Genomic DNA, 24,266 nt, shown 5'->3' with positions numbered 1-24,266 from the left:
CATGGGGTGGCGGGCCTTTCGGTCCGCCGCCTCAGATCGGGGGGGCGGCGCGTTCGGTGACCAGCCTGCGGGCGGTGACGCGTTCGCGGTGGATCATGTAGAGCCCTGCCGCGATGATGATGGCGATCCCCAGAAGCGCCAAAGCATTGGGGAAATCGCTGAAGACGAGATAGCCGAGCAAGGTCGCCACCGGCAGTTCGAAATACTGCATCGGGGCAAGCGTCGCCGACGGCGCGAGCGACAGCGCATAGGTCATCATCATGTGGCTGAGCGCGGCGAAGAACCCCACCCCGAAGAGCCAGGCCCAAGCCACGCCTTGCGGCCAGACCGGGTCGAGCAGGGGCAATCCGGTGCCGTTTGCCAGCACAAGGATGGGCAGGCAGAGGAGGCTTGCGATCAGGCCGGTGTGGAATTGCAGCGCCACGGGATGGACCCGGCGCGACAGGCCGCGCGTGACCAGCATGTAGAAGGCGAAGAAAACCGCTGTTCCCAGCGGCAACAGAGCCACCGGGCCGAAGGCCGCGAAACTTGGCTGGATCACGAACAGCACACCCACAAAGCCCACGAGCGCCGCCGCCACCCGGCGCGGACCCACGTCTTCGCCAAGGTAGAACTTGCCCACCAGAAGCACGATGAAGGGTGAGACGAAGGCGATGGCGAGCGCGTCGGCCAAGGGCATCACGGCAATCGCAGCGATGAAGCAGAAGGTCGCCACCATCAGGAAGACCGCCCGCAGCACCAGCGCCGACCATTGCGCCCGGGGCACCCGGTAGGACAGGCCCATGAGCCCGACCAAAGGGGCCATCAGCGCGCATTGGACCAAAAATCGCGCCGCCGTGACCTGCCCGACCGGAACGCTGCCCGAGGCCAGTTTCGCAGCCACGTCCAAGAGCGGCGCGGTGACGCAAAAGCCCAGCATCAGGGCCACACCGGCGAGGATGCGATCTTGGCTTGGCGTGTCGGGCGCTTGGGTCATGCGGGATCGGTAGAGCCTCGCCCCTGCGCCGTCCATCCCCCTCGAAGGCCGGAGCGTCCCTTGACAGGGGCGGGCGGGGTTGCAAGGTTCGCCGCGCGACAGGGGCGTCCGGGCAACCGGGCTGAGAAGCACCCTTTGAACCTGAACCAGATCATGCTGGCGTAGGGAGTCCGCGACGGGTGCGCCCCCTTTTCGGTCCTGTCTTTCAGGGACCGCGCGCGCCCGCCCCGGCCCTCCCGCGTTGGCGGGAGGAGACCGAGGATGGAAGATACGGGACATTACCTTGCGGGGATGCGGCAATCGCCCCCCTTGGTCCACTGCATCACAAATTACGTCGCCATGAACATCATGGCCAATGTGCTTTTGGCGGTGGGCGCCTCGCCCGCCATGGTCCATGCGCGCGAGGAGGTGGGCGAATTTGCCGGTCTGGCGCAGGCGCTATCAGTCAATATCGGCACGCTCGACCCCGCATGGGCCGAGGCGATGGCGGAGGCTGCGGGCGTCATGCGGGGCCATGGCCGCCCTTGGGTGCTGGACCCGGTGGGCGTGGGCGCGACGCGGTTCCGGCAAGATGTCTGTGCAAGGCTTCTGGCCGAAGGCCCGACGGTGATCCGGGGGAATTCGTCGGAAATTCTTGCGCTTGCTGGCACGGGGGCAAAGGGGCGCGGCGCGGATGCCGCCGATCCGGTGGAGGCGGCGGAGGCGGCGGCGCGCGATCTTGCGGAACGCAGCGGGGCGGTGGTGGCCGTCTCGGGGCCGGTCGATTTCGTGACGGATGGAACGGCGGCCTATCGCGTGGCCAATGGCGATGCGCTGATGCCGCGTGTGACCGCCTTGGGTTGTTCGCTCAACGGGGTGATCGCGGCCTTCCTGCCGGGGCAAGCGCCCCTGCCCGCGACGGTCGCGGCCATGGCCTGCTACGGGATCGCGGGCGAGCAGGCGGCGCGGCAGGCCGCGGGACCGGGGAGTTTCCAGACCGCCTTTCTCGATGCGCTGGCCGCGCTGACACCCGAGGATTTGAGCGCGGATGCACGGGTGACGCGGGCATGATGGGGCCGGTTTACGTGGTGAGCGACGCGCTGTCCCCCCTGCCCGTCGCAACGCAGGTTCTGGCGGCGGCACGGGGCGGCGCAAGCCTGATCCAGATCCGGGACAAGTCGGCAGCCGACGCCGATGTGGCGGCGCTGGTGGCGCGGCTTTTGCCCGAGGTCGCGGCCCTTGGCGCCAAGCTGATCGTGAATGACCGGGTGGAGGTCGCGATCGCCGTGGGCGCGCATGGTCTTCATCTCGGGCAAGGCGACGGGGATGTGGCCACGATCCGGCGCCGCCTGCCCGAGGGGATGATCCTTGGCCTGTCGGTGGAGAATGCCGCGCAGGCGGCCCGTGTTCCGGGGGGCGTCGATTACATCGGCGCGGGCCCGGTCCGGGCCACGGCGACCAAGCCGGATCACGCGCCCCCGGTGGGCTTCGCCGGGCTGGCGGCGATCGTCGCGGCAACGGGCCTGCCGACATACGCCATCGGCGGGATCGGCCCGGGGGACGCGGCGGCGGTGAAATCTGCCGGGGCCATCGGCCTTGCCGTGGTCAGCGCGGTGACCCGCGCACCCGATCCGGAGGCGGCAACGGCGGCGCTGGTTGCGGAATGGAGGGCGGCATGATCCCCAATATCTTGTCCATCGCAGGCTCGGACCCGTCGGGCGGGGCCGGGATACAGGCCGACATCAAGGCGATCTCGGCCAATGGCGGTTATGCGATGGCCGCGATCACGGCGCTTACCGCGCAAAACACCCAAGGCGTCAGCGCGGTCGAGATGATCGCCCCCGATTTCGTCGCGGCCCAGATCGCATCCTTGCGCGCCGATATCACGATCCACGCGGTCAAGATCGGGATGCTGGGCACCGCCCAGATGGTCGAGACGGTTCTGGGCGCGCTTGACGGGCTTTCAGCCCCCATCGTGCTGGACCCGGTGATGGTCGCCAAAAGCGGCGACCGGCTGTTGCAGGCCGATGCCGTGGCGGCGCTCAGGCTGGGGTTGGCGCGGGCCGCTGTCCTGACGCCGAACCTGCCCGAGGCGGCCGATCTGCTTGAAACCTCCGAAGCCAAGAGCCGCCCCGAGATGGAGGCGCAGGCGGCGGCGCTTTTGGCCATGGGGCCAAGTGCGGTGTTCTTGAAAGGCGGGCATCTGGCGGGGGGCGATTGCCCCGATCTGCTGGCGACGGCAGAGGGGCTGATCTGGTTGCCCGGCGCGCGCCATGTGACGCGCAAGACCCATGGCACCGGCTGCACGCTGTCCTCGGCGCTGGCGACGCTTCTGGGGCGCGGCCTGCCCCTGGCCGAGGCAACACAAGGGGCCAAGACCTATGTCGCGCGCGCCATCGCCCGCGCCGATGCGCTGATTGTCGGCAAGGGGCACGGCCCCACCCATCATTTCCACACCTTCTTCGAGGAACCCCACCCATGACCCGACCGATTTCCGATCTCACCGTTCTCGTCACCGGCGCGGGCCGTGGCCTTGGCGCGGCCATCGCCACGGCTTTTGCCCGTGAGGGGGCGCGGGTGGCCATCAATTACCGCCGAAGCCGCGCCGAGGCCGAAGCCCTTGCGCAAACGCTCGGGCCGCGCGCCGCAGCTTTTCAAGCCGATGTGACCGATGCGGGGGCTGTTGCGAGGATGGTGGACGAGATCACCGGGCGTCTGGGCGCGCCCGATGTGCTGGTGCACAACGCATTGGCCGATTTCTCGTTCAACGGGGAGGCGCGCAGCCATCTTGACCGGCTGACATGGGCCGAGATCGCGGCACAGGCCGAGACAGCGGTGGGAGGGGCCCTGACCTGCCTGAACGCGCTGCGGCCGCATTTCGTGGAGCAGGGGTTTGGACGGGTCGTCACCATCGGCACGAACCTGTTCCAGAACCCGGTCGTGCCCTACCACGATTACACCGCCGCGAAGGGCGCGCTTCTGGCCCTGACCCGGACGGCGGCCAAGGAACTGGGGCCATCGGGCGTGACGGTCAACATGGTCTCGGGCGGGCTATTGCGCAGCACCGATGCCAGCCGCGCGACACCCGAGGCGGTGTTCGACATCGTGGCAGGCCAGACGCCGCTTGGCCGAGTGACGACGCCCGAGGACATGGCCGATGCGGTGCTGTTCTTCGCCTCGCCATGGGCGCGGGCAGTGACGGGGCAGAACATGATCGTCGATGGCGGGCTTGTCTTTGGCTGAGGCGGGATGGATCGGCGTGTCGCGCCGGCCCGTTTGCGTGTCCGAAAAGTCACCATACCCCGTCTTAGCGCCGATTTTGCCCTAAAGATGTCCCAATTCCAATCGTACATCCCCTGAGGCGCGGTGTGTCTCAAGGTTTCACGGACAGGGCCCGTTCCGCAGGCTGCGGATATAGGGACGTACAGGTTTTATCATGGCCACGAGTTTCGAAGTCATCTTCCTCGGCACCCTGCCGCTGATCGATACGACGCAGGGCAACGAGGTGGCCGAAAACGCCGCGGGCATCCTCGGAACCTATGGCAGCACCGCCAACCCGCTGAACAGCAACATCCGCTTCCTGACACCCGAACGCCTGACCGAGGATGCCAACGACACCTATGACACCGACAACGGTGGCGGGTTCGACAGTTTCCGGATCAACGGCGGTGCGCCACAGAATTTCGACGCGGTCGCCACCTACAACGCGATCATCACCTATGTGGACGGCACAACGGCGAATATCACGGCTGTCGTCTTTCAGGATGTCAACGGCAACACCTACCTTGCGCCCGAGATCACGAACAACGCCGACCAAGCCGCGCTGACGCTCGCGCCGATCCTGTCGCTCAACCTTGTGAGCGTCGAGACGAACACCGGCGACATGACCGCCGACCGGTTTCCGGGGGATTTCAAGACCGCCGTCGACGGGACGGCGGGCAACGACAACATGAACCTCGGCTCGGGGTTCACCGATGCACAGGGTGATCAGATCACCACGGGCAACGACTACATCCTCGGCGGGGACGGCAACGATACGATCAACGCCGATGCCGGCAACGACACCGTTCTGGGCGGGGCCGGCAATGACATCATCGACGATTGGGGCGGCAACGACCTTGTCTATGCCGGATCGGGCAATGACCGGGTCGAACTGAGCATCGGCAACGACACCATCTTCCTGGAAGATGGCGACGACACCATCAGGGTCTGGGACAATGCCGGCAACAACAGCCTGAACGGCGGCACCGGCAACGACCTGCTGGACTTCACCAATTTTCAAAGCAGCACCGGGGCCAACGTCGACATCAACGCGGGCGGTTCGGGCACGTTCAGCCATTACTCGGGCGCCACGACCGGCAGTTTTACCGGGTTCGAGGTGTTCTCGGGGACGGCGAACAACGACATCCTCGACGGGGGCGACAGCAACACCGCCCTGTCGCTGAATGGCGAAGAGGGCAATGACCGCATCAGCGGCGGCACAGCCAACGACACGATCAACGCAGGCACAGGTACGGACACCGCGGCGGGCGGGGCCGGGAACGACTCGATCTCGGGCGGCGACGGCAACGATTTGCTCAGCGGGGATTTCGTCACTCCGACGATCGTGAACGGCACGTTTTCGTCCGGCATGACCGGATGGACCGGTACCGATCCCGAGATCAACGTCGAAAGCAACTACCTCCCCGGTGGCAGCACGACGAACAACGTCTTCGAGATGGACGGAAATGCCGGTCCCATCACGGTGCTGCAACAAAGCTTTACCGTCACCGAACCCGGCGTGGCGCGGTTGTCCGTCGATGCGGTCACGCGTCCCGCGGGCACCGTGGGCGTCGATGGGTTCACGATCCAGATCCTGAACGGATCCGGCACGGTGATCGATTCGCGGACTATCATCCCGACCTCGAACACGGTCTGGGAAACCTTTTCGCTGGACGTGGCCCTGCCCACCACCGGCACCTACACGGTCCGCTTCACCGAGATCGGCAACAACAACTCCTCGGGCACGCTTCTCGACAACGTGCGGTTTGTTGCAGCGACGGGCGACGACACGGTCGATGGCGGTGCGGGCGACGACCTGATCAATGGCGGCGCAGGCAATGACAGCCTGATCGGCGGCAGCGGCAACGACACGGTCTATGGCGGCCTTGGCGCTGACACGATCACGGGGGGTGACGGAAACGACAGCGTTCTGGGCGGCGACGGCAACGACACGATCAACGCGGGCGAAGGGTCGGATACCGTCGATGCTGGCGGCGGCAACGACGTCGTCATCGTCGATGGCACCTTTGCCGGCGACGATACGCTGAACGGCGGGGCGGGCAACGACACGCTGGTGCTGGACCCGGCCGATGACCGCAACCTGACGGTCAACATGGTGAGCGGGGTCGTTGCGGACGGCCAGCCGGGCGCACAGAATTTCACCAATTTCGAGAACCTGTTCACCGCCGACGGCAATGACAGTCTGACCGGCGCGGCGGATGCCAACCTGATCCGCGCCGGGGGCGGCAACGACACGGTCACCGGCGGCGGCGGCAACGACACGATCGAGGGCGGTGCCGGGGCCGACAGCCTGACGGGGGGCACGGGCAACGATTCGATCCTTGGCGGCGACGGCAACGACACGATCGCGGGCGGGTCGCCCACCACGGCCGCCGGGCCGAACCTGTTGACGAACGGCTCGTTCGAAGCGGGCGTGCCCAACGGCAACTGGCAGTATTTCAACAACGGCACGCTCGCGGGCTGGAGGTCGGACAGCGGCATCATCGAGGTGCAGGGCAATGGCGCCGCAGGGGTCAATGCCGCCGATGGGTCCAACTATGCCGAGATCGACGCCGATAGCGCCGTCGACAACATCTACCAGGACGTGGCCACCCCCGCAGGCGAGCCCCTGACGCTGAGCTTCCAGGCGCAGCAGCGTTTTGCGGGCGCGACGGACAGCTTCCAGGTCTGGTTCGGCGGGCGGCTGATCGACACGGTCACGCCCACCACCAACAGCTGGCAGACCTTCACCTACACCGTCACGGGCAGCGGCGGCACCGACCGGCTCGAATTCCGCGAAGTGACCTCGACCGCGGATGCCAACGGCCCCTTCATCGACAACGTGTCGCTGAGGACGCAGGCCGGGTTGAGCAGCAACGACACCCTGTCGGGTGGCGCAGGCGACGACGTGATCCTGGGCGAAGGGGGCAACGACCTGCTGTCGGGCGATGACGGCAACGATTCACTCTCGGGCGGCGATGGCGACGACACCCTGCTCGGCGGTGAGGGCAACGACACGCTGGTCGCGGGCAACAACACCGGCGCGGGCGACAGCCTGTCGGGGGGCGCGGGCAACGACTACCTGATCGACACCACCGGCAACGCCACGCTGGACGGCGGCACCGGGTCGGACACGTTCGAGGTCGGCTATGGCAATGCCACGATCATCGGCGGCGAGGATGTGGACGGCACGGATGTCGACCTGCTCGACTTCTCGGTCGCGGATGATGCCGTCAACGTCCTGTTCGACGGCTCCGAAAGCGGCAGCTACACCGACAGCGACGGCGACACCGGCGAGTTCAGCGAGATCGAGCGCCTGCGCCTGACCAACCAGGCCGACACGGTGGACGCGACCGCCGACGGCGCGGGCGTCACGCTCGACGGCCTGGGCGGCGACGACATCCTGACCGGCGGCTCGGGCGACGACAGCATCGACGGCGGCGCGGATGACGACAGCATCGCGGGCGGGCTGGGCAACGACACGCTGATCGGCGGCAGCGGGGCCGACACGCTGACGGGCGGGGCCGGGCCGGATGTCTTCGTGGTCGACGACGGCGGCGACATCATCACCGATTTCGACACCTCGACGGGCATCGAGGGCGGCGGAACCCCCGACCAGACGGACAATGATTTCGTCGATCTTTCCGCCTATTACAACGAAACCACGCTGGCCGCGTGGAATGCCGCCAATCCCGGCAACACCTACCTGCGCCCCATCGATTGGCTGCGCGCCGATCATGCCGATGACGGCGCGCTGGCCGAGGTGGGCGGGCTTCAGATCCGCGGTGCGGACGGCCAACCGGTCAACGCAAACCAGCTCTATTTCGAGAATACGGGCGTGATCTGTTTCGCCAGCGGCACGCGGATCGCAACCCCGCGCGGCGAGATCGCGGTCGAGGATCTGGCGGTGGGCGATCTTGTCACCACGCTCGACCAGGGCGCGCGCCCGCTTGTCTGGACGGGGGCCACGGCGCGCGATTGGTCCCGCGCCCCGCATCCCGAGAAACCGATCCTGCTCAAGGCGGGATGTCTGGGGCCGGGGCGGCCGGAGCGCGACCTGATCGTGTCACCGCAACACCGGGTGCTGCTGGCGGCACCGGGCGAAGCCGGGGGTATCCTCGTTCCGGCGAAAAGCCTGCTGGGCCAACCGGGCGTGCGCCAGATGGGCGGCTGCCGGTCGGTTGTCTATCACCATATCATGCTCGACCGGCACCATGTGCTGATCTCGAACGGCGTCCTGACCGAAAGCTTCTATCCCGGCACGATGGCGCTGCGGATGATGGCACCTGACCAATCCGCGGCCGCGCGCGCGTTGTTGTCGCGGGTGACCGACGGGAAGGGGCTGTCGGGCTATCCCGCGGCGCGTCCGATCCTGTGTGTGCGGGCGGCGCAAAAGGCGCTGCGCGAGGGGACGCTGCTGTTCCAGCCCCCCTGCCCGTCCACGGCCGCGCGCACCGCCGCCCGCCGCATCACCCGTCCGGCGCGGGCAACGGCCGAGCGGGGCGCGGCGCTGGCCTCGCTGTGACCTGACGCGGGAGGGCGGGACGGCACCTGTCGTTTTGTCGCGTTCCCCGTCTGCAGGGCTTGGCCCAGATATCGCGGCATGAAGCCCGTGCGTCCCCTGTCCCTGAAGCCCGTGGTTCGCGTGCCGGTCCCGGCCGTGATCCCGGCGTTGATCCCGGCACTCATCCTTGTGCTGGTCCTCACCGGCATCGGGCTGGGCATGGCGCGCGGCGCAATGGCGGCGGATCGGCAGCTGTGTTCGGTCACGGGACCCACGCCCATCGTCCTTGCCCATGACGGCCTGCCGCTGTTCGATGCCGATGGCGCGCCGGTCACGCTGGAGCGCGACATCTGCCTCGATTGCGTGATCGCGGCGGCGGCGCTGCCGCCCGCCCCGCCCGTGGCCCTCGCGCCCGGAATGCATCGGGCCGAGGCGTACCTTTCCCCCCGATCCGACTGGATGGCGACCGGGGCCTGCCCCGGTGGTCCGGCCCGCGCACCGCCCGCCGTGGCGTGACGCGACACCGGACCTTTTTCCAACATCCAGACCGGAGACATTCCATGTCCCTCAAAACCATTCTTTTCGCAGGCGCGCTTGCCGCAGCGCCCATTCTGGCGCTTGCCGAGGTGCAGGTGAGCGACCCCTATGCCCGCGCTGCCAGCCCGATGGCGATCTCGGGCGCGGCCTTCATGGCCGTGACCAATACCGGCGATGCCGATGACCGTATCCTTGGCGCCGTGTCGGAGATCGCCGAACGCGTCGAACTGCATACGCATGTCCAGAACGCGGATGGCGTGATGCAGATGGTGCAGCTGGAAGACGGGGTCGTGCTTCCGGCCGGGGAAACCGTGCTGTTCGACCGCGGCGGGCTGCATGTGATGTTCCTTGGGCTGCGCCAGCCGCTGAACCACGGCGACGAGATCACCGTGACGCTGGAATTCGAGACCGCGCCGCCCCTGACCGTCACCATGCCCGTCGATCTGGAACGGATGCCGGGGCATGGCGGCGGCATGGACCATGGGCAAGGCCACGGCCAGCACCACGGCGGCTGACGGGCTTCGTCTGGGCGGCTCGCTCTCAGCCGCCCAGAACCTCGGCGACCCAGGCCGGCACCGACCGCGTGGCGGGTCCGCCGATCACGCGGTCGAACCGTCCCGGGGCGGAGGGTTCGAGATTGATCTCCAGCGTCTCGGCGCCGAAACCCGCCGCCTCCTCGACGAAACCGGCCGCGGGGTAGACCTCGCCCGAGGTGCCGATGGCCACGAACAGATCGCAGGCGGCCAGCGCCTCGGCGATGCGGTCCATGTGATAGGGAAATTCCCCGAACCAGACGATATCGGGCCGCGTGGCCCGCGCCGCGCAGTTGGGGCAGGCATCGCGCGGGGCCATCTCGCGCGGGGCGTCCCAGCGGTGGTCACAGGCCGCGCAGAGCGCCCGCGTGATCTGCCCGTGCATGTGGATCACCTCGCGCGCGCCGGCCCGTTCATGCAGATCGTCGATGTTCTGCGTCACCAGCGTCACGCCCGCGCGCGCGCCCTGCAACCGGGCCAGGGCGCGATGCGCCTCGTTCGGGGCGGCATCAAGCGCATTGCCGCGGCGTGCATTATAGAAGGCATGGACAAGATCGGGGTCGCGGGCAAAGCCCTCGGGCGTGGCCACCTGCCGAAGGTCGTAGCGGGTCCACAGACCATCCTTGTCACGAAAGGTGCCAAGGCCGCTTTCCGCCGAAATGCCCGCGCCGGTCAGGATGACGATCCGCATCCCGCCCTATCCCCGCCGCGCAACGGGGCAAGACCCCGCTGGCCCGAACGGGACGGGACGGTTAGACAGACAGGATCGCCGCATTCCGAACACCCCCAGGTCGGTATCACATGAGCCATCCCATCCGGATCCTCTGCGTCTGTCTAGGCAATATCTGCCGCTCGCCCACGGCAGAGGCCGCGTTGCGCGCCGAACTGGGCGCGCGGGCAGAGGTGGACAGCGCGGGCACCGGCGGTTGGCATGTGGGCGATGCCCCCTATCCGCCGATGCAGGCGGCGGGGCGGCAGCTGGGACTCGCGATGGCGGAGTTGCGCGCGCGGCAGGTCCGGCCCGCCGATTTCGGCCGTTTCGACCTGATCCTCGCGATGGACAGGCAGAACCTGCGCGACCTTCAGGCGCTCGACCCCGGCGGCGGCGCGCGCCTTGCCCTCTACCTTGACCCCTTGGGGGGCGGCGATGTGCCCGATCCCTATTACACCCGCGATTTCGACGGGGTGGCCGCCCTGATCGTTCAGGCTGCGCAGGCTTGGTCCGAGCAGCTCTAGGCGCCGCACGCGATCAGATCAGAGCTGCGCGATCACCGGCACATGGCCTCGGCGGTTTCGCCGAAATTGCGCCACGCGCGCCACAATTCCTCGTCGTTGCGGCGGTTGGACTGCCGCACATCCTGCGCGCGCTGCGGATCCTGAAAGAACCGCGCGCCCGCGCGCATCTGGCCGCCCGTCAGCGTCTGCTGCGCGGCGCGCCCGATGCAATCGCACAGCGCCCGGTTGGCGGCGGGCCGCCCCGATTGCAGGCAGGCGCGTTCGATCGGGTTCGCCCCGGCGGGTTGCGGAGCGATGGCCATGCCCGCGGCGACCAGCGCCAGCATGGACAGAAAGGATACGGATCTCGTCATCTGGGGGCCTCAATATGGGAAACTGCCTTGGGGTGACGGATCTATCGCCCGCCTATCCCGCCATTTTGCGCCGAATCGCCGCGTCTGTCCACGTGGATGCGCAAAAGCGCCCCGAGGCATGAGCCCGCGCAATCGACGGGCCTGGGATCGGCGATCCAACGGACATTCTAAGCGCTTTATGCCAACCAAGTCCGGACGCAGCTCGAGCGAAGCACCCAGCATCACCAAATCGCCGGGCCCGGGGCAGGCCCGTCGATAGCGCGGCGGGCCCTTGGCCCGCTGTTAACGCGCCGGGGCACAAGATCAGGGTGCAAGAAACGGCAGCCAAGCCTGCGCGGCCTTGAGCACTGCTTCTGCCTTGGCAGGGTTTACTAGGAAATAGCCACCACCGGCAGCAGGCACGCCCCATTTGATGGATGTATCGACAATCAAATCGCCCTTGCGGCCACACCATGCGATGACCGCCTTTAAAGCGGCACCTAGCCGTTCGATCAATGCAGCAACCCGCCGCGTATCAGGCTTGTCCGCCTCAACCTCTTCCTTAAGGCCCGCGATGCTCTCCCAAAGCATGAGGACCTGCTGCGCTGTCTCCGGATCGTGGATTTCCTCGGGCGGATTGTTGCCTCCGATACCCAGACGTTTCTCGGCCTTGTTGGCTTGATCGGCCTCGACCTCCGCAATCCGTTCGCGCAGCTCAAAGGCCGCCTCGATCCGCGCGATCTCCTCCGCTACCGCTTCCGGCCCGGCCTCCCAAATCTCGTTCGGGATCAGCGCGATTTGTTCTTGCAAGTCCCATGGCAAAGGATCGCCCGCCATGGCCCGGTCATACCACTTGGTCCAGAAGGTCCACAGCAGATCCGAAGAACGCGAGAACCTGATGAACTCTTCATACGCTTGAGAGAATTCCGGCGGGTGCTCGAATTGCGACCAGAGAGGCGCACGAGACAGGTGTTCTGGGCCAGTTTGCTCGACAACAAGCACGTCTGCTTCGACTTCCCGCCACAAATGATGCAACCAACTCAACGTATTATTCTGATCGTCATCCGCAGAGTATCCTTCAGCACGCTCGCGTGTAGACGCATGAACAGCGCTCGCGGCCGCGGTATCAGGCTTGTCATCGAATGTAGCGAAATGGGCAGAGAATGCTGCATCCGCGAATGAAGAAAAAGTGTCCGCCGCCGCCGCATAAAAGGAGTCAGAAAGGAAAGACTTATCAAAGGAACCTGGTCGAACCACAAAGCAGGCAGTGACGATCAAAGATCTTGCCATCCTCAGATAAAGAACCGCAGAAGGACTCTGGCCAACACGTGGAAAAACCCGCATCGCCGCGCGATAGGCAATGGCGGTGCAAACCGCCCTAGGCTGCTCCTCCAGCCACGCCCGAAACTCCTCGTCATTCTTTACCGGCACGCACTTACACTCACTCTTCTACGCCTTCACCTTACCCCGCCATACCCCTCCCGCAATCGCAAACCCCAGCCTCCGCCCGTTCCCCGCCCGGAAGCATCACCGGGGCCATCACCCCGCCGACCGCCTCAATCGCCGCATCCCCTTCCCCTGCCCCCACCCTTCCGCTATCTCCCCCTGCAACCCATACCCGATGCAGGCCGCCATGACCGACCTCAACCGTATCCGCAACTTCTCCATCGTCGCCCATATCGACCACGGCAAATCCACCCTCGCCGACCGGCTGATCCAGCTGACCGGCACGGTGGCCGAACGCGACATGCAGGAACAGATGCTCGACAGCATGGATATCGAGCGCGAGCGCGGCATCACGATCAAGGCCAACACCGTCCGCATCGAATACCCGGCCAAGGACGGCCACACCTATGTCCTGAACCTGATCGACACCCCCGGCCATGTCGATTTCGCCTACGAGGTCAGCCGCTCCATGCAGGCCGTCGAAGGCTCGCTTCTGGTCGTCGACGCCTCCCAGGGGGTCGAGGCGCAGACGCTTGCCAATGTCTACCAGGCCATCGACGCCAACCACGAGATCGTGCCGGTTCTGAACAAGATCGACCTGCCCGCCGCCGAACCCGACCGCGTCAAGGAACAGATCGAGGATGTGATCGGCATCGACGCCTCGGACGCCGTGCCGATCTCGGCCAAGACGGGCCTCGGCATCCCCGAGGTGCTGGAGGCCATCGTCACCCGCCTGCCCGCCCCCAAGGGCGAACGCGACGCGCCCCTCAAGGCGATGCTGGTCGACAGCTATTACGACCCCTATCTCGGCGTCGTCGTCCTGATCCGCGTCATCGACGGCGTGGTGAAAAAGGGCGACCGCATCCGCATGATGAAAACCGGCGGCACCTACCAGATCGACCGCCTGGGCGTCTTCAAACCCGCCATGCAGGATATCGCGGAGCTTGGGCCGGGCGAGATCGGGTTTTTCACAGCCCAGATCAAGCAGGTCCGCGACACCCGCGTGGGCGACACGGTCACGCATGAGAAAAAGCAATGCGCCACCGCGCTGCCGGGCTTCAAACCGTCGATCCCCGTGGTCTTCTGCGGCCTCTTCCCCGTCGATGCGAATGATTTCGAAGACCTCCGCGACGCGATGGAAAAACTCGCGCTCAACGACGCCTCCTTCACCTTCGAGATGGAAACCTCCGCCGCGCTTGGCTTCGGCTTCCGCTGCGGCTTCCTCGGGCTTTTGCACCTCGAGGTCATCCGCGACCGGCTCGAGCGCGAATATGACATCGACCTGATCACCACCGCGCCCTCGGTCATCTACCATGTCCACATGCGCGACGGCTCCATGGTCGAGCTGCACAACCCCGCCGACATGCCCGACCTCACCCATGTCGACCATATCGAGGAGCCGCGGATCAAGGCGACCATCCTTGTCCCCGACGAATACCTCGGCGACGTGCTGAAGCTCTGCCAGGACCGGCGCGGCGAACAGCTCGACCTCACCTATGCGGGCTCGCGCGCCATGGTCGTCTATGACCTGCCGCTGAACGAGGTGGTCTTCGATTTCTACGACCGGCTGAAATCCGTGACCAAGGGCTATGCCTCCTTCGATTACCAGATGATCGGCTACCGCGAGGATTACCTCGTCAAGATGCAGATCCTCGTGAATGACGAACCGGTCGATGCGCTCTCGATCATGGTCCACCGCGACCGGGCCGAGATGCGGGGCCGCGCCATGTGCGAGAAACTCAAGGACCTGATCCCGCGCCACATGTTCAAGATCCCGATCCAGGCAGCCATCGGCGGCCGCGTCATCGCGCGCGAGACGATTGCCGCGCTGAGGAAGGACGTGACGGCCAAATGCTACGGCGGCGACGCGACCCGCAAGCGGAAGTTGTTGGACAAGCAAAAGGCCGGGAAGAAGAAGATGCGCCAGTTCGGCAAGGTCGAGATCCCGCAGAGCGCGTTTATCAATGCGTTGAAGATGGATGGGTAACACCCATGGTCAGCATGTGCTGACCATGGGTGTTAACGGTGGGCGAAAGCGACTTTTGCCTGCAAAAGTCTGCGGGCCCACTCGGTGGAAAGCTGGGCGCTGGCGGCGAAATCAGCGTTCACCAATGCGCTAAAGAGGCGAGGGATTTGTGCTACGCGTACGCCCACTGTGCCAGCAAAGTAGCACTGGCTATTGGTAAGCTAGGGGGCTTTATTGTCCGCCAAAATCCATCGGAATAGTATCTCCAAACCGTGGATGAACCCGATCCAGCTTTCTGACGAAATCACTGTAGTCATCGCTTAGTTTCATAATCGTGGTTACAGATGCCAAATGCTCACGGAGCTTCGGGTGCCCAAGGTCAGGTGTCAGCTTCCTGTGCATCTGATGCTTGCGTCGGCCAGATGGAAGCTTTGGGGTCGTTCTCCCTAGTTCCTCCTTAACTCCCGGTGCTAATCGACTGTAGACAATATCGTTTGTCAGATGTCCAAAGTATTGCGGACGCTTCACCGTTTCGCCGTAGTTGTTGATCCCACGAAGGCGAAAAAGCTCCTCATAGAATTCTTCGGGAAATGTCTTCATCCACGGTTGAAGTTCTTTCGCGATGAATTTCTCAAGGACCTGCGCAAGAGCATTGGCAGCTCGAAACTTCTGGTAGCCGGTTGCTTCATCTACAAGCCCAATAATCCCGACACGCGTGAGGCCACGGCTGAGGATCCTGCAGGCTTCTGCGATGTGCATTTGGTTGGCTCGCAGTACGCCAGCACGTTCAGCATCCGCAAAGATATCACAGACATCCGGAAGCAACTCAGCCCGGTACCCGATCATCTCCATGCCGTTGTGGGTAAAGAGAATTGGCTTTGCATTCTCTACTAAGTCTGAAGGAAAGAAAGTTCGCAAATTCTCCGCTGAGAGGAATACAGGTGTTTGGAATTCATCATCGAACTTCCTGCCACCCTTTACCTTTCCAGTGCGCCCTATAGCCCGAACAAAACTTGCCCGAGAGAGCACCCTTGTTTCATCGTCCAACACATAGCAGGCAAGTTCAGCACCCCCGATTGTAAGTGACCCTTCGTGCCCAATCGCCTCTCGAAGATTTCCCCATCGCGCTGCTGCAGCTTTTCGAGCGATCTCTGCCCGGCGTTCCGGGGAAAGGTTCTCTGCTCGAGATCGCCCGCCTTTTGAATGATGACCGTCCATCATGATACACAGCATCCTTCTTGCACTTTCTTGGTGCAAGCATGTGCTTGCATCCAAATTAATGCAAGCATAAATTTAGTGACAACCCGCAGGTTGGAGTTCCACCCCACAACCACAAATCCATCCCCGGCACATACCGCCCATCCCGATGGATCGAGGAAAACGGCCAATCCTCCGGCCGCGCGACGAAGCCGTGTTTCACTGGGTTCATCCAACAATACCGCACATGCGCCCAGTAATCGGCCTCGTCGCGGATGTGGTGTTCCCAGAACCGGCGTTGCCACACGGCCTGTTCGCGTTTCTCACGCCGTAGGCCGGGCTTCAGCCCGGCATATCTGCCCGACCGAACGACGGGGAGATCGGTGGGGTATGTGTATGGCGGTGGTGCGGGTGGTGCCGGGCTGAAGCCCGGCCTACATACCGGCCCATACCCCGGCCCGTCCCGCGCGCCATCGGTGGGGTAAAACCCCACCCTACATCCCGATTCATCCGACCCGTATTTTTCCCGCACCGCGCGGGTGAACCGCGCCTTGATCGCGCCCCATCGCACGCCGTACGCCCGGTCCCCCGGCGGCATCTGCCACACCGCGTGGATATGATCGGGCAGAACCACAAATGCCTCGATGCCAAAAGGCCGCTCGGCTCGCGTCACCCGCACCGCCTCCCGCAACAGATCCACCTCGCGCACCAACACATCCCCGCCCCGCGCGGCGAGCGTGACGGTGAAGAACACGAGTGCCCCGGTCACGGGCGGGCGGCGATACTCCGACATCGGGACCAGCCTGTCCGAAACAGGATTAAACCGAAGTAAACGGGTGCGGCCCGACCCGTGCGGCCCAGCCCCGCACTTGTACCTACGACTTCACGACAGGAACCCTACGTGAAACCTACTGCGTCCCTACCGGCCCGCTGTTAGTCCCCGGCCCCGAAAAACGCGCGGATCGTGGCTTCGAATTCGCGCGGGCGGTCGGCATGAAGCCAGTGGCCCGCGCCGGGGATCTTGGCGAATTTCGCGCTTGGAAAAAGCGTCTTGATCGTCGGACGATGCTCGGGCTTCACGTAGTCGGACTCTGCGCCCGACAAGAACAGCGCAGGCCCGTCATAGGCCCCGGGCAGGTCGGGCCAGCCGAGAATCTCGGGCATGAACCGTTCCAAGACATCCAGGTTCAAGCGCCATTTTTTCGCTTTGACATCAAGAGATTGCAGCAAGAACGCGCGCACCCCCGCCGTCTGCACATGCACGGCCAATTGCCGGTCCGCATCCCCCCGCGTCTCGACCCGGGACAGGTCGATCGCCCGCATCGCATCGATCAGATGCTGCTGCGTGTGGCCATAAGCGACCGGCGCGATATCGGCCACGATCAACCGGCGCACCGCCGAAGACTGCAACAAACTCAAGGCCATGGCCGCCTTGCCGCCCATGGAATGGCCCAGCACATCCGCCTGCCCGCCATTGGCCGCGATCACTTCGGCCAGATCTTCGGCCAGATCGGGGTAGGCGTGGCTGTCGGTCCACGGGCTTTCGCCATGGTTGCGCATGTCGACCATGATCACCCGCCGCGTGTCGGAGAGGCGCTTGGCGATCACGCCCCAGTTCCGGGCAGAGCCGAAGAGACCATGGGCGATCAGAATGGGCGGGTGGGCGGTATCAAGGCCCTCGGTCAGTGTGCGCAGCATGGCGCAGGGATAGGGCAAGGCGCGGGTCCGTGGCCAGAGAAATCCGGAGGGTTGAGCGATCCGGCCGCTGTCGACTAGGGTCTGAGGGTCATGACAGCCGGGGGGCCGATTCCATGGACGAACGTGCACTTGCGACGCTGCACGCGGAATTGCGGGATGAAATCTCCCAGCGTCTGAACGTGCGGGGCAAGAGCCTTGGCCATGCGGTGCGCCGCGCCGGTCGCCTGATGCCGGCCGAGGCGCGCGCGGCGGCGCGCGATCTGGCCGCTTTGGAGGCACGGCTGGTCCATCCCACGCTTGCGGCGCGCACAGATCCCGCCTTGATCCGGCAAGCGGCGGGGCGTCTGCGGGCAGGCCTTTCCCGCTACGAACCCGGCGCCCGCGCTGCGCGCGACCGGGCGTTCCTGATGGCGGAAATCGGGTTCAAACTGGCGCTGCTGATCGGTGCGGGCCTCGCGCTCCTGCATTGGCAGGGGGGCGTGTGACCCACCCGCTCAATGCGCGGGCTTGATGAAGGTCCCGTTCCTGAGATCGCGCATCGCTTGCTGGATTTCGGCCTGTGTGTTCATCACGATCGGGCCGTGCCATGCAACCGGCTCCTCGATGGGCGCGCCCGAGATCAAAAGGAACCGCACCCCTTGCGGCCCGGCCTGAACCGTCACCTCGTCCCCTGAGCCGAAGCGGACGAGCGTGCGGTCGCCCGACATATCGCGGATGTTCACCTCGCGGCCCCGGACCTCCTTTTCGAGCAGGACGCCCTGGGGGCGGGAGGCATCGGAAAAGGACCCTGCTCCTTCGAAGACATACGCGAAGGCGCGGCGATAGGTGTCGATGCGGAACGTCTTGCGGAGGCCGGCGGGCACGGTCACGTCGAGGTATTGCGGATCGGCGGCAATGCCGTCGACCGGGCCACGCTTGCCCCAGAATTCGCCGGTGATCACGCGCACATGGGTGCCGTCGTCATCCGTCACCTCGGGGATTTCGGCACCCTGGATGTCTTGGTAGCGCGGCGCGGTCATCTTCTGGCTGCCGGGCAGGTTGCCCCAAAGCTGGAAGCCGTGCATCTGCCCGTGCTTGTTTCCGAGCGGCATTTCCTGATGCAAGATGCCCGATCCGGCGGTCATCCATTGCACCGATCCCGCGCCCAGACGCCCGCGGTTGCCAAGGCTGTCGGCATGTTCGACCGTTCCCGCCAGCACATAGGTGATGGTCTCGATCCCCCGATGCGGGTGCCATGGAAAGCCATCGCGGTAGAAATCGGGGTGGTCGTTGCGGAAATCGTCGAAAAGCAGGAACGGATCCAGTTCGGAGGGATCCTGAAAACCGAAGGCGCGGTGCAGGTGGACGCCTGCGCCCTCCATCGTCGGACGGGCCTTGCGGGTTTCGAGAACGGGGCGGATCGACATGGCATCATCCCTTCAATGGCGTGATGGTGCAGATGTAGCAGGCGCAGGAAGGCGCGCAATGCGGGCGGCCACACCGATCCTGTGCAACGGTGCAGGGATGCGGCGGGTGGGGGGACGGCCAACCCCTCGCCAAGGGCCGGCTGACACGCTAAGGGGCGGGAAAGCGCAAGGCGGAGCGACATGGCGAAACGCGACAAGACCCCCGACCCGAACGAGGTGCTGGCCACCATCGACCCGCATCCGATCCGGCGCGTGTTCACAACGGGTGTCGTCGGCCTTTTAGGGCTGTTGCTGGTCTATGTGGCGGCCGCGACGCCCCCGGCCGATCCGGGTTGGTTATTGTTTCTCATCGTGATGGGCGTGGGGGCGCTGTACCTGTCATGGCGGGTCTGGATGGCGACGGGCGTGACGCTGGAATTGACCCGCAGCTCGCTCCGCGAGGCGGGGGGGCGCATCTTGTTCACCCATGACGAGGTCGACAGCGTCGACCGTTCAGTCTTTGCCTTCAAGCCTGCGGGCGGGTTCCTTGTGCGGTTGAAGGCACCGACGACACGGGGACGGGTCTATGCGCCCGCGCTCTGGTACCGGTCGGGGCGGCGCGTGGCCGTGGGCGGGGCGACGGCAGGAAGCCAGGCCAAGCCCGTGGCCGACCTGATCCGGATCATCCTCGCCGAACAGCGGGGCGAATTGCCCCGCCGCGGTTGAGCCGCCTCAGATCCCCTTGGCGGTGTAGCTTTTCGCCACCCGGTCGATGCTGACGAGGAACGCCGCCGTGCGCAGGTCGGTCACCTTGTCATGGGTCCACCAGACCTCGCGCATCGACTGGTAGGCGGCGCGCATCGTATCGTCGAGGCCCGAGCGGACCAATTCCAGTTCACCGGCCCCGCGCAGGTATTTCTCCTTGAAGCCGGGCGACAGCGTCCAGTTGATAGAACTGTCGCGGCTGATGCGTTCCAATTCGTCCACGATAAGCTGGTGCCGCGCCTCTTCCTGACGGCGCTGCATCCGGCCGAAGCGGATGTGGGACAGGTTCTTGACCCATTCGAAATAGCTGACCGTCACGCCGCCCGCATTGGCGTAAAGATCGGGGATGATGACCGTGCCCTTGTGGCGCAGGATTTCATCGGCACCCGCCGTCACAGGTCCGTTGGCCGCCTCGATGATCAGCGAGGCCTTGATGGCGGCGGCATTGTGCATGTTGATCACGCCTTCCATCGCGGCGGGGATCAGGATGTCGCAGTCTTCCTCCAGCAGCTTGGCGCCGTTTTCATGATAGGTGCCCAAGGGGCAATCCCTGACGCCGCCGTGCGTCACGATCCAGTCGCGCAGCGCCACGATGTCGAGCCCGTCCGGGTTCGACAGCCCACCGTCGTGCTCGATCACATGGGTGACCTGGCAGCCATCTTCGGTGCTCAGAAAGAGCGCCGCGTGATAGCCGACGTTGCCCAGGCCCTGCACGATCACGCGCTTGCCGTCGAGCGTGCCGGAGAGGCCCGCCTTGGCCACATCCTCGGGATGGCGGAAGAATTCCTGTAGCGCGTATTGCACGCCGCGGCCTGTCGCCTCGACCCGGCCCTGGATGCCGCCCGCGTGGATCGGCTTGCCGGTGACACAGGCCCGGGCGTTGATATCGGTGGTGTTCATCCGTGCATATTGATCGGCAATGATGGCCATCTCGCGTTCGCCCGTGCCCATGTCGGGGGCGGGCACGTTCTGCGCCGGGTGGATGAGGTCGCGCTTGATAAGTTCATAGGCGAAGCGGCGGGTGATCTTTTCGATCTCGTCCTGATCCCATTGGCGGGGATCGATGCAAAGCCCGCCCTTGGACCCGCCGAAGGGCGCTTCGACCAGCGCGCATTTGTAGGTCATCAGCGCGGCCAGCGCCTCCACCTCGTCTTGGTTGACGGACAGGGCATAGCGGATGCCGCCCTTGACCGGTTCGGTATGTTCGGAATGGACCGACCGGTAGCCGGTGAACGTGTGGATCTCGCCGCGCAGGCGCACGCCGAAGCGCACGGTATAGGTCGAGTTGCAGACCCGGATCTTTTCCTCCAGCCCCGGGGGCAGATCCATCAGCGCCGCGGCACGGGTGAACATCAGGTCGACGGATTGTCGGAAACTCGGTTCGCCGTTGCGCGGGTTCATTGGCATCTCCTCCCATTGTCGGTGGGTCGACCGGTCAGGCCCGCGCCGACTCGCCCATAACAAGGGCACAGGAGGGCACGCGTCTCAACCCATTGCGTGGTCCGGCCCCTGACACCGGAAGGTGACCTTCCTGTTTACAGCAAGAAGATGCCCAATTTTCGCCGTGCTTGGGGGTAACACAGAGGGTCGGAGCCGTGGGCCACCCGCGGCAAGGATCAGCAGTTTTGTCGGAGCGTGCAGGATGCACAGCGTCACAGACCAAGCCCACCCGACGTCGCCGCGCGGCCTGAGCGGCCTTGCCCGACGATTCTGGACGCGTGATGACGGGTCGACCACCGTGTTCGCCACCGTGGTTTTCGTCCTCATGGTGGGGATCGGCGGGATCGCCATCGACGTGATGCGTTACGAATCTCAGCGGGTTCAATTGCAATACACGCTGGACCGCGCGGTTCTGGCCGCGGCATCCCTTGGCCAAACCCAGAACCCCCGGGCAGTCGTCGAGAACTATTTCGAGACCGCAGGGTTCGAAGGGTATCGCTTGCGGGTGAATGTCGAGCAGGGGGTCAATTTCCGCCGCGTCGAGGCGCGGGCCGAGATGGAAACGCAGACGCTGTTCATGAACCTGTTCGGCCAGCCGATGCTGACCTCGCCCGCAGCGGGTGCCGCCGAGGAACGGGTCCGTAACGTCGAAGTTTCGCTTGTGATCGACAATTCGGGGTCGATGAACCTGAGCCCCACCTTCCGCATCAACGACTTGCGGCCCGCTGCGCGGGATTTCGTCACGACCGTGATGGAAGCCAACAACAACGCCACCGGCGAACAGTTCGTTTCGGTGTCACTGATCCCCTATGATTTCACGGTCAACATGGGCCCGACGCTCGCCTCGGTCTTTTCGCTGACGAACGAACACACCTATTCGACCTGCGCGCGCTTCTACGATGCCGATTTCAATTTCTCCGGTTCCAACCCGTTCATCGGGATCGATCCAACCGTGCCGCTCCAACGGCTGGGGCATTTTGATGCCGTAACGGCCTCAGCCCCGATCGACTGGCCCGTGTGCCGGGAAGGCACGTCGGGGCAGATCCTGCCCTGGTCCAACAACATCGCGCAGTTGCACGGCGCCATCAACGCGCTGTCGCCCCAAGGCGCGACGGCAAGCGACGTGGGCATGAGATGGGCGGTGGCGCTTCTGGATCCCGCCGCGCGTCCGGCGCTTGCCGGGCTGGTCACGAACGGAATGGTGCACGCGGATTTCAATGGACGCCCGGCTGCCTACAACAACCCCGAAACACTCAAGATCATCGTGCTGATGACCGACGGGGAAAACACGCAGCAATATGACCTGCGTCCCCAGTTCCGCAGCGGCCCGAGCCCGTTCTGGCGCGACCCGAACACCGGCCGCTTCTCGGTTTATTATCCGTATTGGAACCAGTTTTGGCAGGAGAGCGCCGATTACTGGAGCCACCATCCAGACGGCGGCAGCAATGCGGTCCAGCTGGATTACCGCGACCTCTGGGAGCATATCTCGGTCCGCATGCTGGCGAGCCGGATGTTCCACTCCGATTCATGGAACAAACGCGCGGGCCAGTGGTCGTCGGACAACCACTGGCGGGCCAACCACGTCATCCAAATAAGAAACCAGTTCGAGTTCCACGACATCGTGGATGAATTCGCCAGTGACAACGGCATCGTCGGCGATGCCCGGCTGAACGCGATCTGCCAGGCCGCCAAGAACCAAGGCATCGTGATCTTCACCATCGCCTTCGACGCCCCGCCGCGTGGGCAGTCGGCGATGCGGGCCTGCGCCTCGTCGGACGCGCATTACTATGACGTGGATGGGCTGGATATCAGCATAGCCTTCAATTCGATCGCGCAGACCATCAACCGCCTGCGGTTGGTGCAATGACGGGGGGGCGTATCGTGACCGGCTTGTTGCACCGCATGCGGACCTTCGCGCGCGATGAACACGCGACGGCGACGATGGAATTCCTGATCATGTTCCCCATCGTGATCACCATGTTCATCGCCGTGTTCGAGAATGGCGTGATCCTGACGCGGCAGGTCCTGATGGAACGCTCGTTGGACGAAGGCGTGCGCCTGTTGCGGCTGGTGCGCAACATCACGGACGAGACAACCGGGCAATCCCGGGCCCTGACCTCGGTCGATATCGCGCAGGCGATCTGCGACAACACGCGGGCGATCCCGAATTGCCTGGAGGTTCTGGTGGTGGACCTGCGGGTGATCGACACGACGACCTACGATCTGCCCACCGCCGATGTCGCCTGCGTCGACCGCCGCGACCTGTCGATCCGGCCGGCCAACGAGTTCCGACAGGGTCAGGACAACGAACTGGTCGTGATCCGGGTCTGTGCCATCATCGACCGGATCCTGCCCTTCTCAGGCTTTGGCCTGAACCTTGCGCGGGACGACACGGGCGGTTTGCACATCGTCGCCTCATCCATCTTCGTGAATGAACCGCAATGAGACCCTCCGCGATGCTCAGCCGCATGATCCACCGCTTCTGGCAAGACGAACGCGCCGCCATCGCGATGGAAACGGCGATCATCACACCGGTCCTTGCATGGTGCTATATCTCGAGTTTCGTCTTTTTCGACGCGTTCCGCACCTACGCCTCTTCGGTCAAGGCGACCTATGCAATCGCCGACGTGATCTCGCGGCAGACCAACACCCTGCGCACCCGCGATGTCGACGGCTATTCCAGCCTGCTCGAGAACATGGTGCGCAACGACGGCGGCGTGCGCCTGCGGGTGTCGCAGATCTATTACGACGCGACCACCGATAGCCATTGCGTGGAATGGTCCGACGCCACCAACGGCGAGGCGGTGTTGTTCACCGCCAACCTCGTCGACATGGGCGAGCTTTTGCCCACCATGGTCCATGCCGAGCGGCTGATCCTCGTGCAATCCTTCATCCCCTATCGCCCAGCCTTCAACACCGGCCTCGCCCCGATCACCTTCACGAACTTCACCTTCACGCGACCGCGCTATGCCGGTCAGATCCGGTTCGAGACGCAAAACACCTGCTGACCG

23 protein-coding genes and 1 riboswitch are annotated in these 24,266 nt (G+C 64.9%); of the genes, 14 read left to right on the top strand and 9 right to left on the bottom strand.

Annotated elements, in window-relative coordinates; genetic code table 11:
- Positions 1–31: 31 nt before the first annotated feature.
- Positions 32–976, bottom strand: a complete 945-nt coding sequence (locus QQK63_RS02145) for a DMT family transporter (RefSeq protein ID WP_277826535.1) — start codon at positions 974–976, stop codon at positions 32–34.
- Positions 977–1,066: 90 nt separating this feature from the next.
- A riboswitch (TPP riboswitch) is annotated at positions 1,067–1,162 on the top strand.
- 75 nt (positions 1,163–1,237) lie between these two features.
- Here QQK63_RS02145 and thiM point away from each other — a divergent pair.
- The 7 genes from thiM (at position 1,238) to QQK63_RS02110 (ending at position 9,772) form a co-directional block, all read left to right on the top strand.
- The gene (gene thiM / locus QQK63_RS02140) at positions 1,238–2,026 is read left to right on the top strand and encodes a hydroxyethylthiazole kinase (RefSeq protein ID WP_277826533.1); all 789 of its coding nucleotides are present in this window, start codon (positions 1,238–1,240) and stop codon (positions 2,024–2,026) included.
- The gene (gene thiE, locus QQK63_RS02135; protein WP_277827780.1) at positions 2,026–2,634 is read left to right on the top strand and encodes a thiamine phosphate synthase; all 609 of its coding nucleotides are present in this window, start codon (positions 2,026–2,028) and stop codon (positions 2,632–2,634) included. The genes thiM and thiE overlap by 1 nt, the downstream gene beginning before the upstream one ends.
- The gene (gene thiD, locus QQK63_RS02130; RefSeq protein ID WP_277826531.1) at positions 2,631–3,437 is read left to right on the top strand and encodes a bifunctional hydroxymethylpyrimidine kinase/phosphomethylpyrimidine kinase; all 807 of its coding nucleotides are present in this window, start codon (positions 2,631–2,633) and stop codon (positions 3,435–3,437) included. Before thiE ends, thiD begins: the two co-directional genes overlap by 4 nt.
- Positions 3,434–4,198: a 3-oxoacyl-ACP reductase gene (locus QQK63_RS02125; protein ID WP_277826529.1), complete on the top strand. Its 765-nt coding sequence runs from the start codon at positions 3,434–3,436 to the stop codon at positions 4,196–4,198. Before thiD ends, QQK63_RS02125 begins: the two co-directional genes overlap by 4 nt.
- 193 nt (positions 4,199–4,391) lie before the next feature.
- Positions 4,392–8,741 (top strand): Hint domain-containing protein, encoded by a 4,350-nt coding sequence (locus QQK63_RS02120; RefSeq protein ID WP_277826527.1) that lies wholly within the window; start codon positions 4,392–4,394, stop codon positions 8,739–8,741.
- Positions 8,742–8,819: 78 nt separating this feature from the next.
- Positions 8,820–9,236: a hypothetical protein gene (locus QQK63_RS02115; RefSeq protein ID WP_277826525.1), complete on the top strand. Its 417-nt coding sequence runs from the start codon at positions 8,820–8,822 to the stop codon at positions 9,234–9,236.
- Between the two features lie 44 nt (positions 9,237–9,280).
- Positions 9,281–9,772, top strand: a complete 492-nt coding sequence (locus tag QQK63_RS02110) for a copper chaperone PCu(A)C (protein ID WP_277826523.1) — start codon at positions 9,281–9,283, stop codon at positions 9,770–9,772.
- A 25-nt stretch (positions 9,773–9,797) separates the two neighbouring features.
- On the opposite strand, the gene QQK63_RS02105 is transcribed toward QQK63_RS02110, so the two are convergent.
- Positions 9,798–10,481 carry an NAD-dependent deacylase gene (locus tag QQK63_RS02105; protein ID WP_277826521.1) on the bottom strand — a complete coding sequence of 228 codons (684 nt, stop codon included), beginning with the start codon at positions 10,479–10,481 and terminating at the stop codon, positions 9,798–9,800.
- A gap of 110 nt (positions 10,482–10,591) precedes the next feature.
- Between QQK63_RS02105 and QQK63_RS02100 the strand changes: the two genes are divergently transcribed.
- Positions 10,592–11,026, top strand: coding sequence for a low molecular weight protein-tyrosine-phosphatase (locus QQK63_RS02100; RefSeq protein ID WP_277826519.1), 435 nt, complete (start codon positions 10,592–10,594; stop codon positions 11,024–11,026).
- Positions 11,027–11,058: 32 nt separating this feature from the next.
- On the opposite strand, the gene QQK63_RS02095 is transcribed toward QQK63_RS02100, so the two are convergent.
- Both QQK63_RS02095 and QQK63_RS02090 read right to left on the bottom strand, forming a co-directional pair.
- Positions 11,059–11,379: a hypothetical protein gene (locus QQK63_RS02095; protein ID WP_277826517.1), complete on the bottom strand. Its 321-nt coding sequence runs from the start codon at positions 11,377–11,379 to the stop codon at positions 11,059–11,061.
- 303 nt (positions 11,380–11,682) lie between these two features.
- Positions 11,683–12,789 (bottom strand): hypothetical protein, encoded by a 1,107-nt coding sequence (locus QQK63_RS02090; protein ID WP_277826515.1) that lies wholly within the window; start codon positions 12,787–12,789, stop codon positions 11,683–11,685.
- Positions 12,790–12,991: 202 nt separating this feature from the next.
- Between QQK63_RS02090 and lepA the strand changes: the two genes are divergently transcribed.
- The gene (lepA, locus tag QQK63_RS02085) at positions 12,992–14,791 is read left to right on the top strand and encodes a translation elongation factor 4 (protein ID WP_277826513.1); all 1,800 of its coding nucleotides are present in this window, start codon (positions 12,992–12,994) and stop codon (positions 14,789–14,791) included.
- A gap of 210 nt (positions 14,792–15,001) precedes the next feature.
- Here the strand turns inward: lepA and QQK63_RS02080 are convergent, their stop codons facing one another.
- The 3 genes from QQK63_RS02080 to QQK63_RS02070 form a co-directional block, all read right to left on the bottom strand.
- A complete protein-coding gene (locus QQK63_RS02080; RefSeq protein ID WP_277826511.1) occupies positions 15,002–15,991 on the bottom strand; it encodes a P63C domain-containing protein in 990 nt (329 codons plus the stop codon).
- A 55-nt stretch (positions 15,992–16,046) separates the two neighbouring features.
- Positions 16,047–16,760 (bottom strand): transposase, encoded by a 714-nt coding sequence (locus QQK63_RS02075; protein WP_277826509.1) that lies wholly within the window; start codon positions 16,758–16,760, stop codon positions 16,047–16,049.
- A 140-nt stretch (positions 16,761–16,900) separates the two neighbouring features.
- Positions 16,901–17,665 carry an alpha/beta fold hydrolase gene (locus tag QQK63_RS02070; RefSeq protein WP_277827778.1) on the bottom strand — a complete coding sequence of 255 codons (765 nt, stop codon included), beginning with the start codon at positions 17,663–17,665 and terminating at the stop codon, positions 16,901–16,903.
- A 113-nt stretch (positions 17,666–17,778) separates the two neighbouring features.
- On the opposite strand from QQK63_RS02070, the gene QQK63_RS02065 reads away from it, so the two are divergent.
- On the top strand, positions 17,779–18,150 hold the full coding sequence (locus QQK63_RS02065; protein ID WP_277826507.1) for a hypothetical protein: 372 nt from the start codon (positions 17,779–17,781) through the stop codon (positions 18,148–18,150).
- 9 nt (positions 18,151–18,159) lie between these two features.
- Here QQK63_RS02065 and QQK63_RS02060 read toward each other — a convergent pair whose 3' ends face one another.
- A complete protein-coding gene (locus QQK63_RS02060; RefSeq protein WP_277826505.1) occupies positions 18,160–19,071 on the bottom strand; it encodes a pirin family protein in 912 nt (303 codons plus the stop codon).
- Between the two features lie 180 nt (positions 19,072–19,251).
- Here QQK63_RS02060 and QQK63_RS02055 point away from each other — a divergent pair, with 180 nt between their 5' ends.
- Entirely contained in the window at positions 19,252–19,776 is a 525-nt protein-coding gene (locus QQK63_RS02055) for a hypothetical protein (RefSeq protein ID WP_277826503.1), read from the top strand.
- A gap of 6 nt (positions 19,777–19,782) precedes the next feature.
- Here the strand turns inward: QQK63_RS02055 and QQK63_RS02050 are convergent, their stop codons facing one another.
- A complete protein-coding gene (locus tag QQK63_RS02050) occupies positions 19,783–21,216 on the bottom strand; it encodes a Glu/Leu/Phe/Val family dehydrogenase (RefSeq protein ID WP_277826501.1) in 1,434 nt (477 codons plus the stop codon).
- A 241-nt stretch (positions 21,217–21,457) separates the two neighbouring features.
- On the opposite strand from QQK63_RS02050, the gene QQK63_RS02045 reads away from it, so the two are divergent.
- From QQK63_RS02045 to QQK63_RS02035, 3 genes are read left to right on the top strand one after another with little or no spacing between them, the layout of a single operon-like run.
- Complete coding sequence (locus tag QQK63_RS02045; RefSeq protein ID WP_277826499.1) at positions 21,458–23,122, top strand: TadE/TadG family type IV pilus assembly protein; 1,665 nt, start codon at positions 21,458–21,460, stop codon at positions 23,120–23,122.
- Positions 23,123–23,136: 14 nt separating this feature from the next.
- Entirely contained in the window at positions 23,137–23,700 is a 564-nt protein-coding gene (locus tag QQK63_RS02040; protein ID WP_277826497.1) for a TadE/TadG family type IV pilus assembly protein, read from the top strand.
- Positions 23,697–24,263 (top strand): TadE/TadG family type IV pilus assembly protein, encoded by a 567-nt coding sequence (locus QQK63_RS02035; protein WP_277826495.1) that lies wholly within the window; start codon positions 23,697–23,699, stop codon positions 24,261–24,263. The genes QQK63_RS02040 and QQK63_RS02035 overlap by 4 nt, the downstream gene beginning before the upstream one ends.
- The last annotated feature ends 3 nt before the right edge of the window (positions 24,264–24,266 follow it).

It is taken from the genome of Roseicyclus marinus (genome assembly GCF_030163795.1).
Classification (GTDB): domain Bacteria; phylum Pseudomonadota; class Alphaproteobacteria; order Rhodobacterales; family Rhodobacteraceae; genus Roseicyclus; species Roseicyclus marinus.
This window is presented reverse-complemented; position numbering and strand designations above follow the sequence as displayed.

Excerpts from the sequence above, each read along its gene's own strand:
- QQK63_RS02145 (WP_277826535.1), bottom strand. The coding sequence starts at position 976 with ATGACCCAAGCGCCCGACACGCCAAGCCAAGATCGCATCCTCGCCGGT.
- thiM (WP_277826533.1), top strand. The coding sequence starts at position 1,238 with ATGGAAGATACGGGACATTACCTTGCGGGGATGCGGCAATCGCCCCCC.
- thiE (WP_277827780.1), top strand. The coding sequence starts at position 2,026 with ATGGGGCCGGTTTACGTGGTGAGCGACGCGCTGTCCCCCCTGCCCGTC.
- thiD (WP_277826531.1), top strand. The coding sequence starts at position 2,631 with ATGATCCCCAATATCTTGTCCATCGCAGGCTCGGACCCGTCGGGCGGG.
- QQK63_RS02125 (WP_277826529.1), top strand. The coding sequence starts at position 3,434 with ATGACCCGACCGATTTCCGATCTCACCGTTCTCGTCACCGGCGCGGGC.
- QQK63_RS02120 (WP_277826527.1), top strand. The coding sequence starts at position 4,392 with ATGGCCACGAGTTTCGAAGTCATCTTCCTCGGCACCCTGCCGCTGATC.
- QQK63_RS02115 (WP_277826525.1), top strand. The coding sequence starts at position 8,820 with ATGAAGCCCGTGCGTCCCCTGTCCCTGAAGCCCGTGGTTCGCGTGCCG.
- QQK63_RS02110 (WP_277826523.1), top strand. The coding sequence starts at position 9,281 with ATGTCCCTCAAAACCATTCTTTTCGCAGGCGCGCTTGCCGCAGCGCCC.
- QQK63_RS02105 (WP_277826521.1), bottom strand. The coding sequence starts at position 10,481 with ATGCGGATCGTCATCCTGACCGGCGCGGGCATTTCGGCGGAAAGCGGC.
- QQK63_RS02100 (WP_277826519.1), top strand. The coding sequence starts at position 10,592 with ATGAGCCATCCCATCCGGATCCTCTGCGTCTGTCTAGGCAATATCTGC.
- QQK63_RS02095 (WP_277826517.1), bottom strand. The coding sequence starts at position 11,379 with ATGACGAGATCCGTATCCTTTCTGTCCATGCTGGCGCTGGTCGCCGCG.
- lepA (WP_277826513.1), top strand. The coding sequence starts at position 12,992 with ATGACCGACCTCAACCGTATCCGCAACTTCTCCATCGTCGCCCATATC.
- QQK63_RS02080 (WP_277826511.1), bottom strand. The coding sequence starts at position 15,991 with ATGATGGACGGTCATCATTCAAAAGGCGGGCGATCTCGAGCAGAGAAC.
- QQK63_RS02075 (WP_277826509.1), bottom strand. The coding sequence starts at position 16,760 with ATGTCGGAGTATCGCCGCCCGCCCGTGACCGGGGCACTCGTGTTCTTC.
- QQK63_RS02070 (WP_277827778.1), bottom strand. The coding sequence starts at position 17,665 with ATGCTGCGCACACTGACCGAGGGCCTTGATACCGCCCACCCGCCCATT.
- QQK63_RS02065 (WP_277826507.1), top strand. The coding sequence starts at position 17,779 with ATGGACGAACGTGCACTTGCGACGCTGCACGCGGAATTGCGGGATGAA.
- QQK63_RS02060 (WP_277826505.1), bottom strand. The coding sequence starts at position 19,071 with ATGTCGATCCGCCCCGTTCTCGAAACCCGCAAGGCCCGTCCGACGATG.
- QQK63_RS02055 (WP_277826503.1), top strand. The coding sequence starts at position 19,252 with ATGGCGAAACGCGACAAGACCCCCGACCCGAACGAGGTGCTGGCCACC.
- QQK63_RS02050 (WP_277826501.1), bottom strand. The coding sequence starts at position 21,216 with ATGAACCCGCGCAACGGCGAACCGAGTTTCCGACAATCCGTCGACCTG.
- QQK63_RS02045 (WP_277826499.1), top strand. The coding sequence starts at position 21,458 with ATGCACAGCGTCACAGACCAAGCCCACCCGACGTCGCCGCGCGGCCTG.
- QQK63_RS02035 (WP_277826495.1), top strand. The coding sequence starts at position 23,697 with ATGAGACCCTCCGCGATGCTCAGCCGCATGATCCACCGCTTCTGGCAA.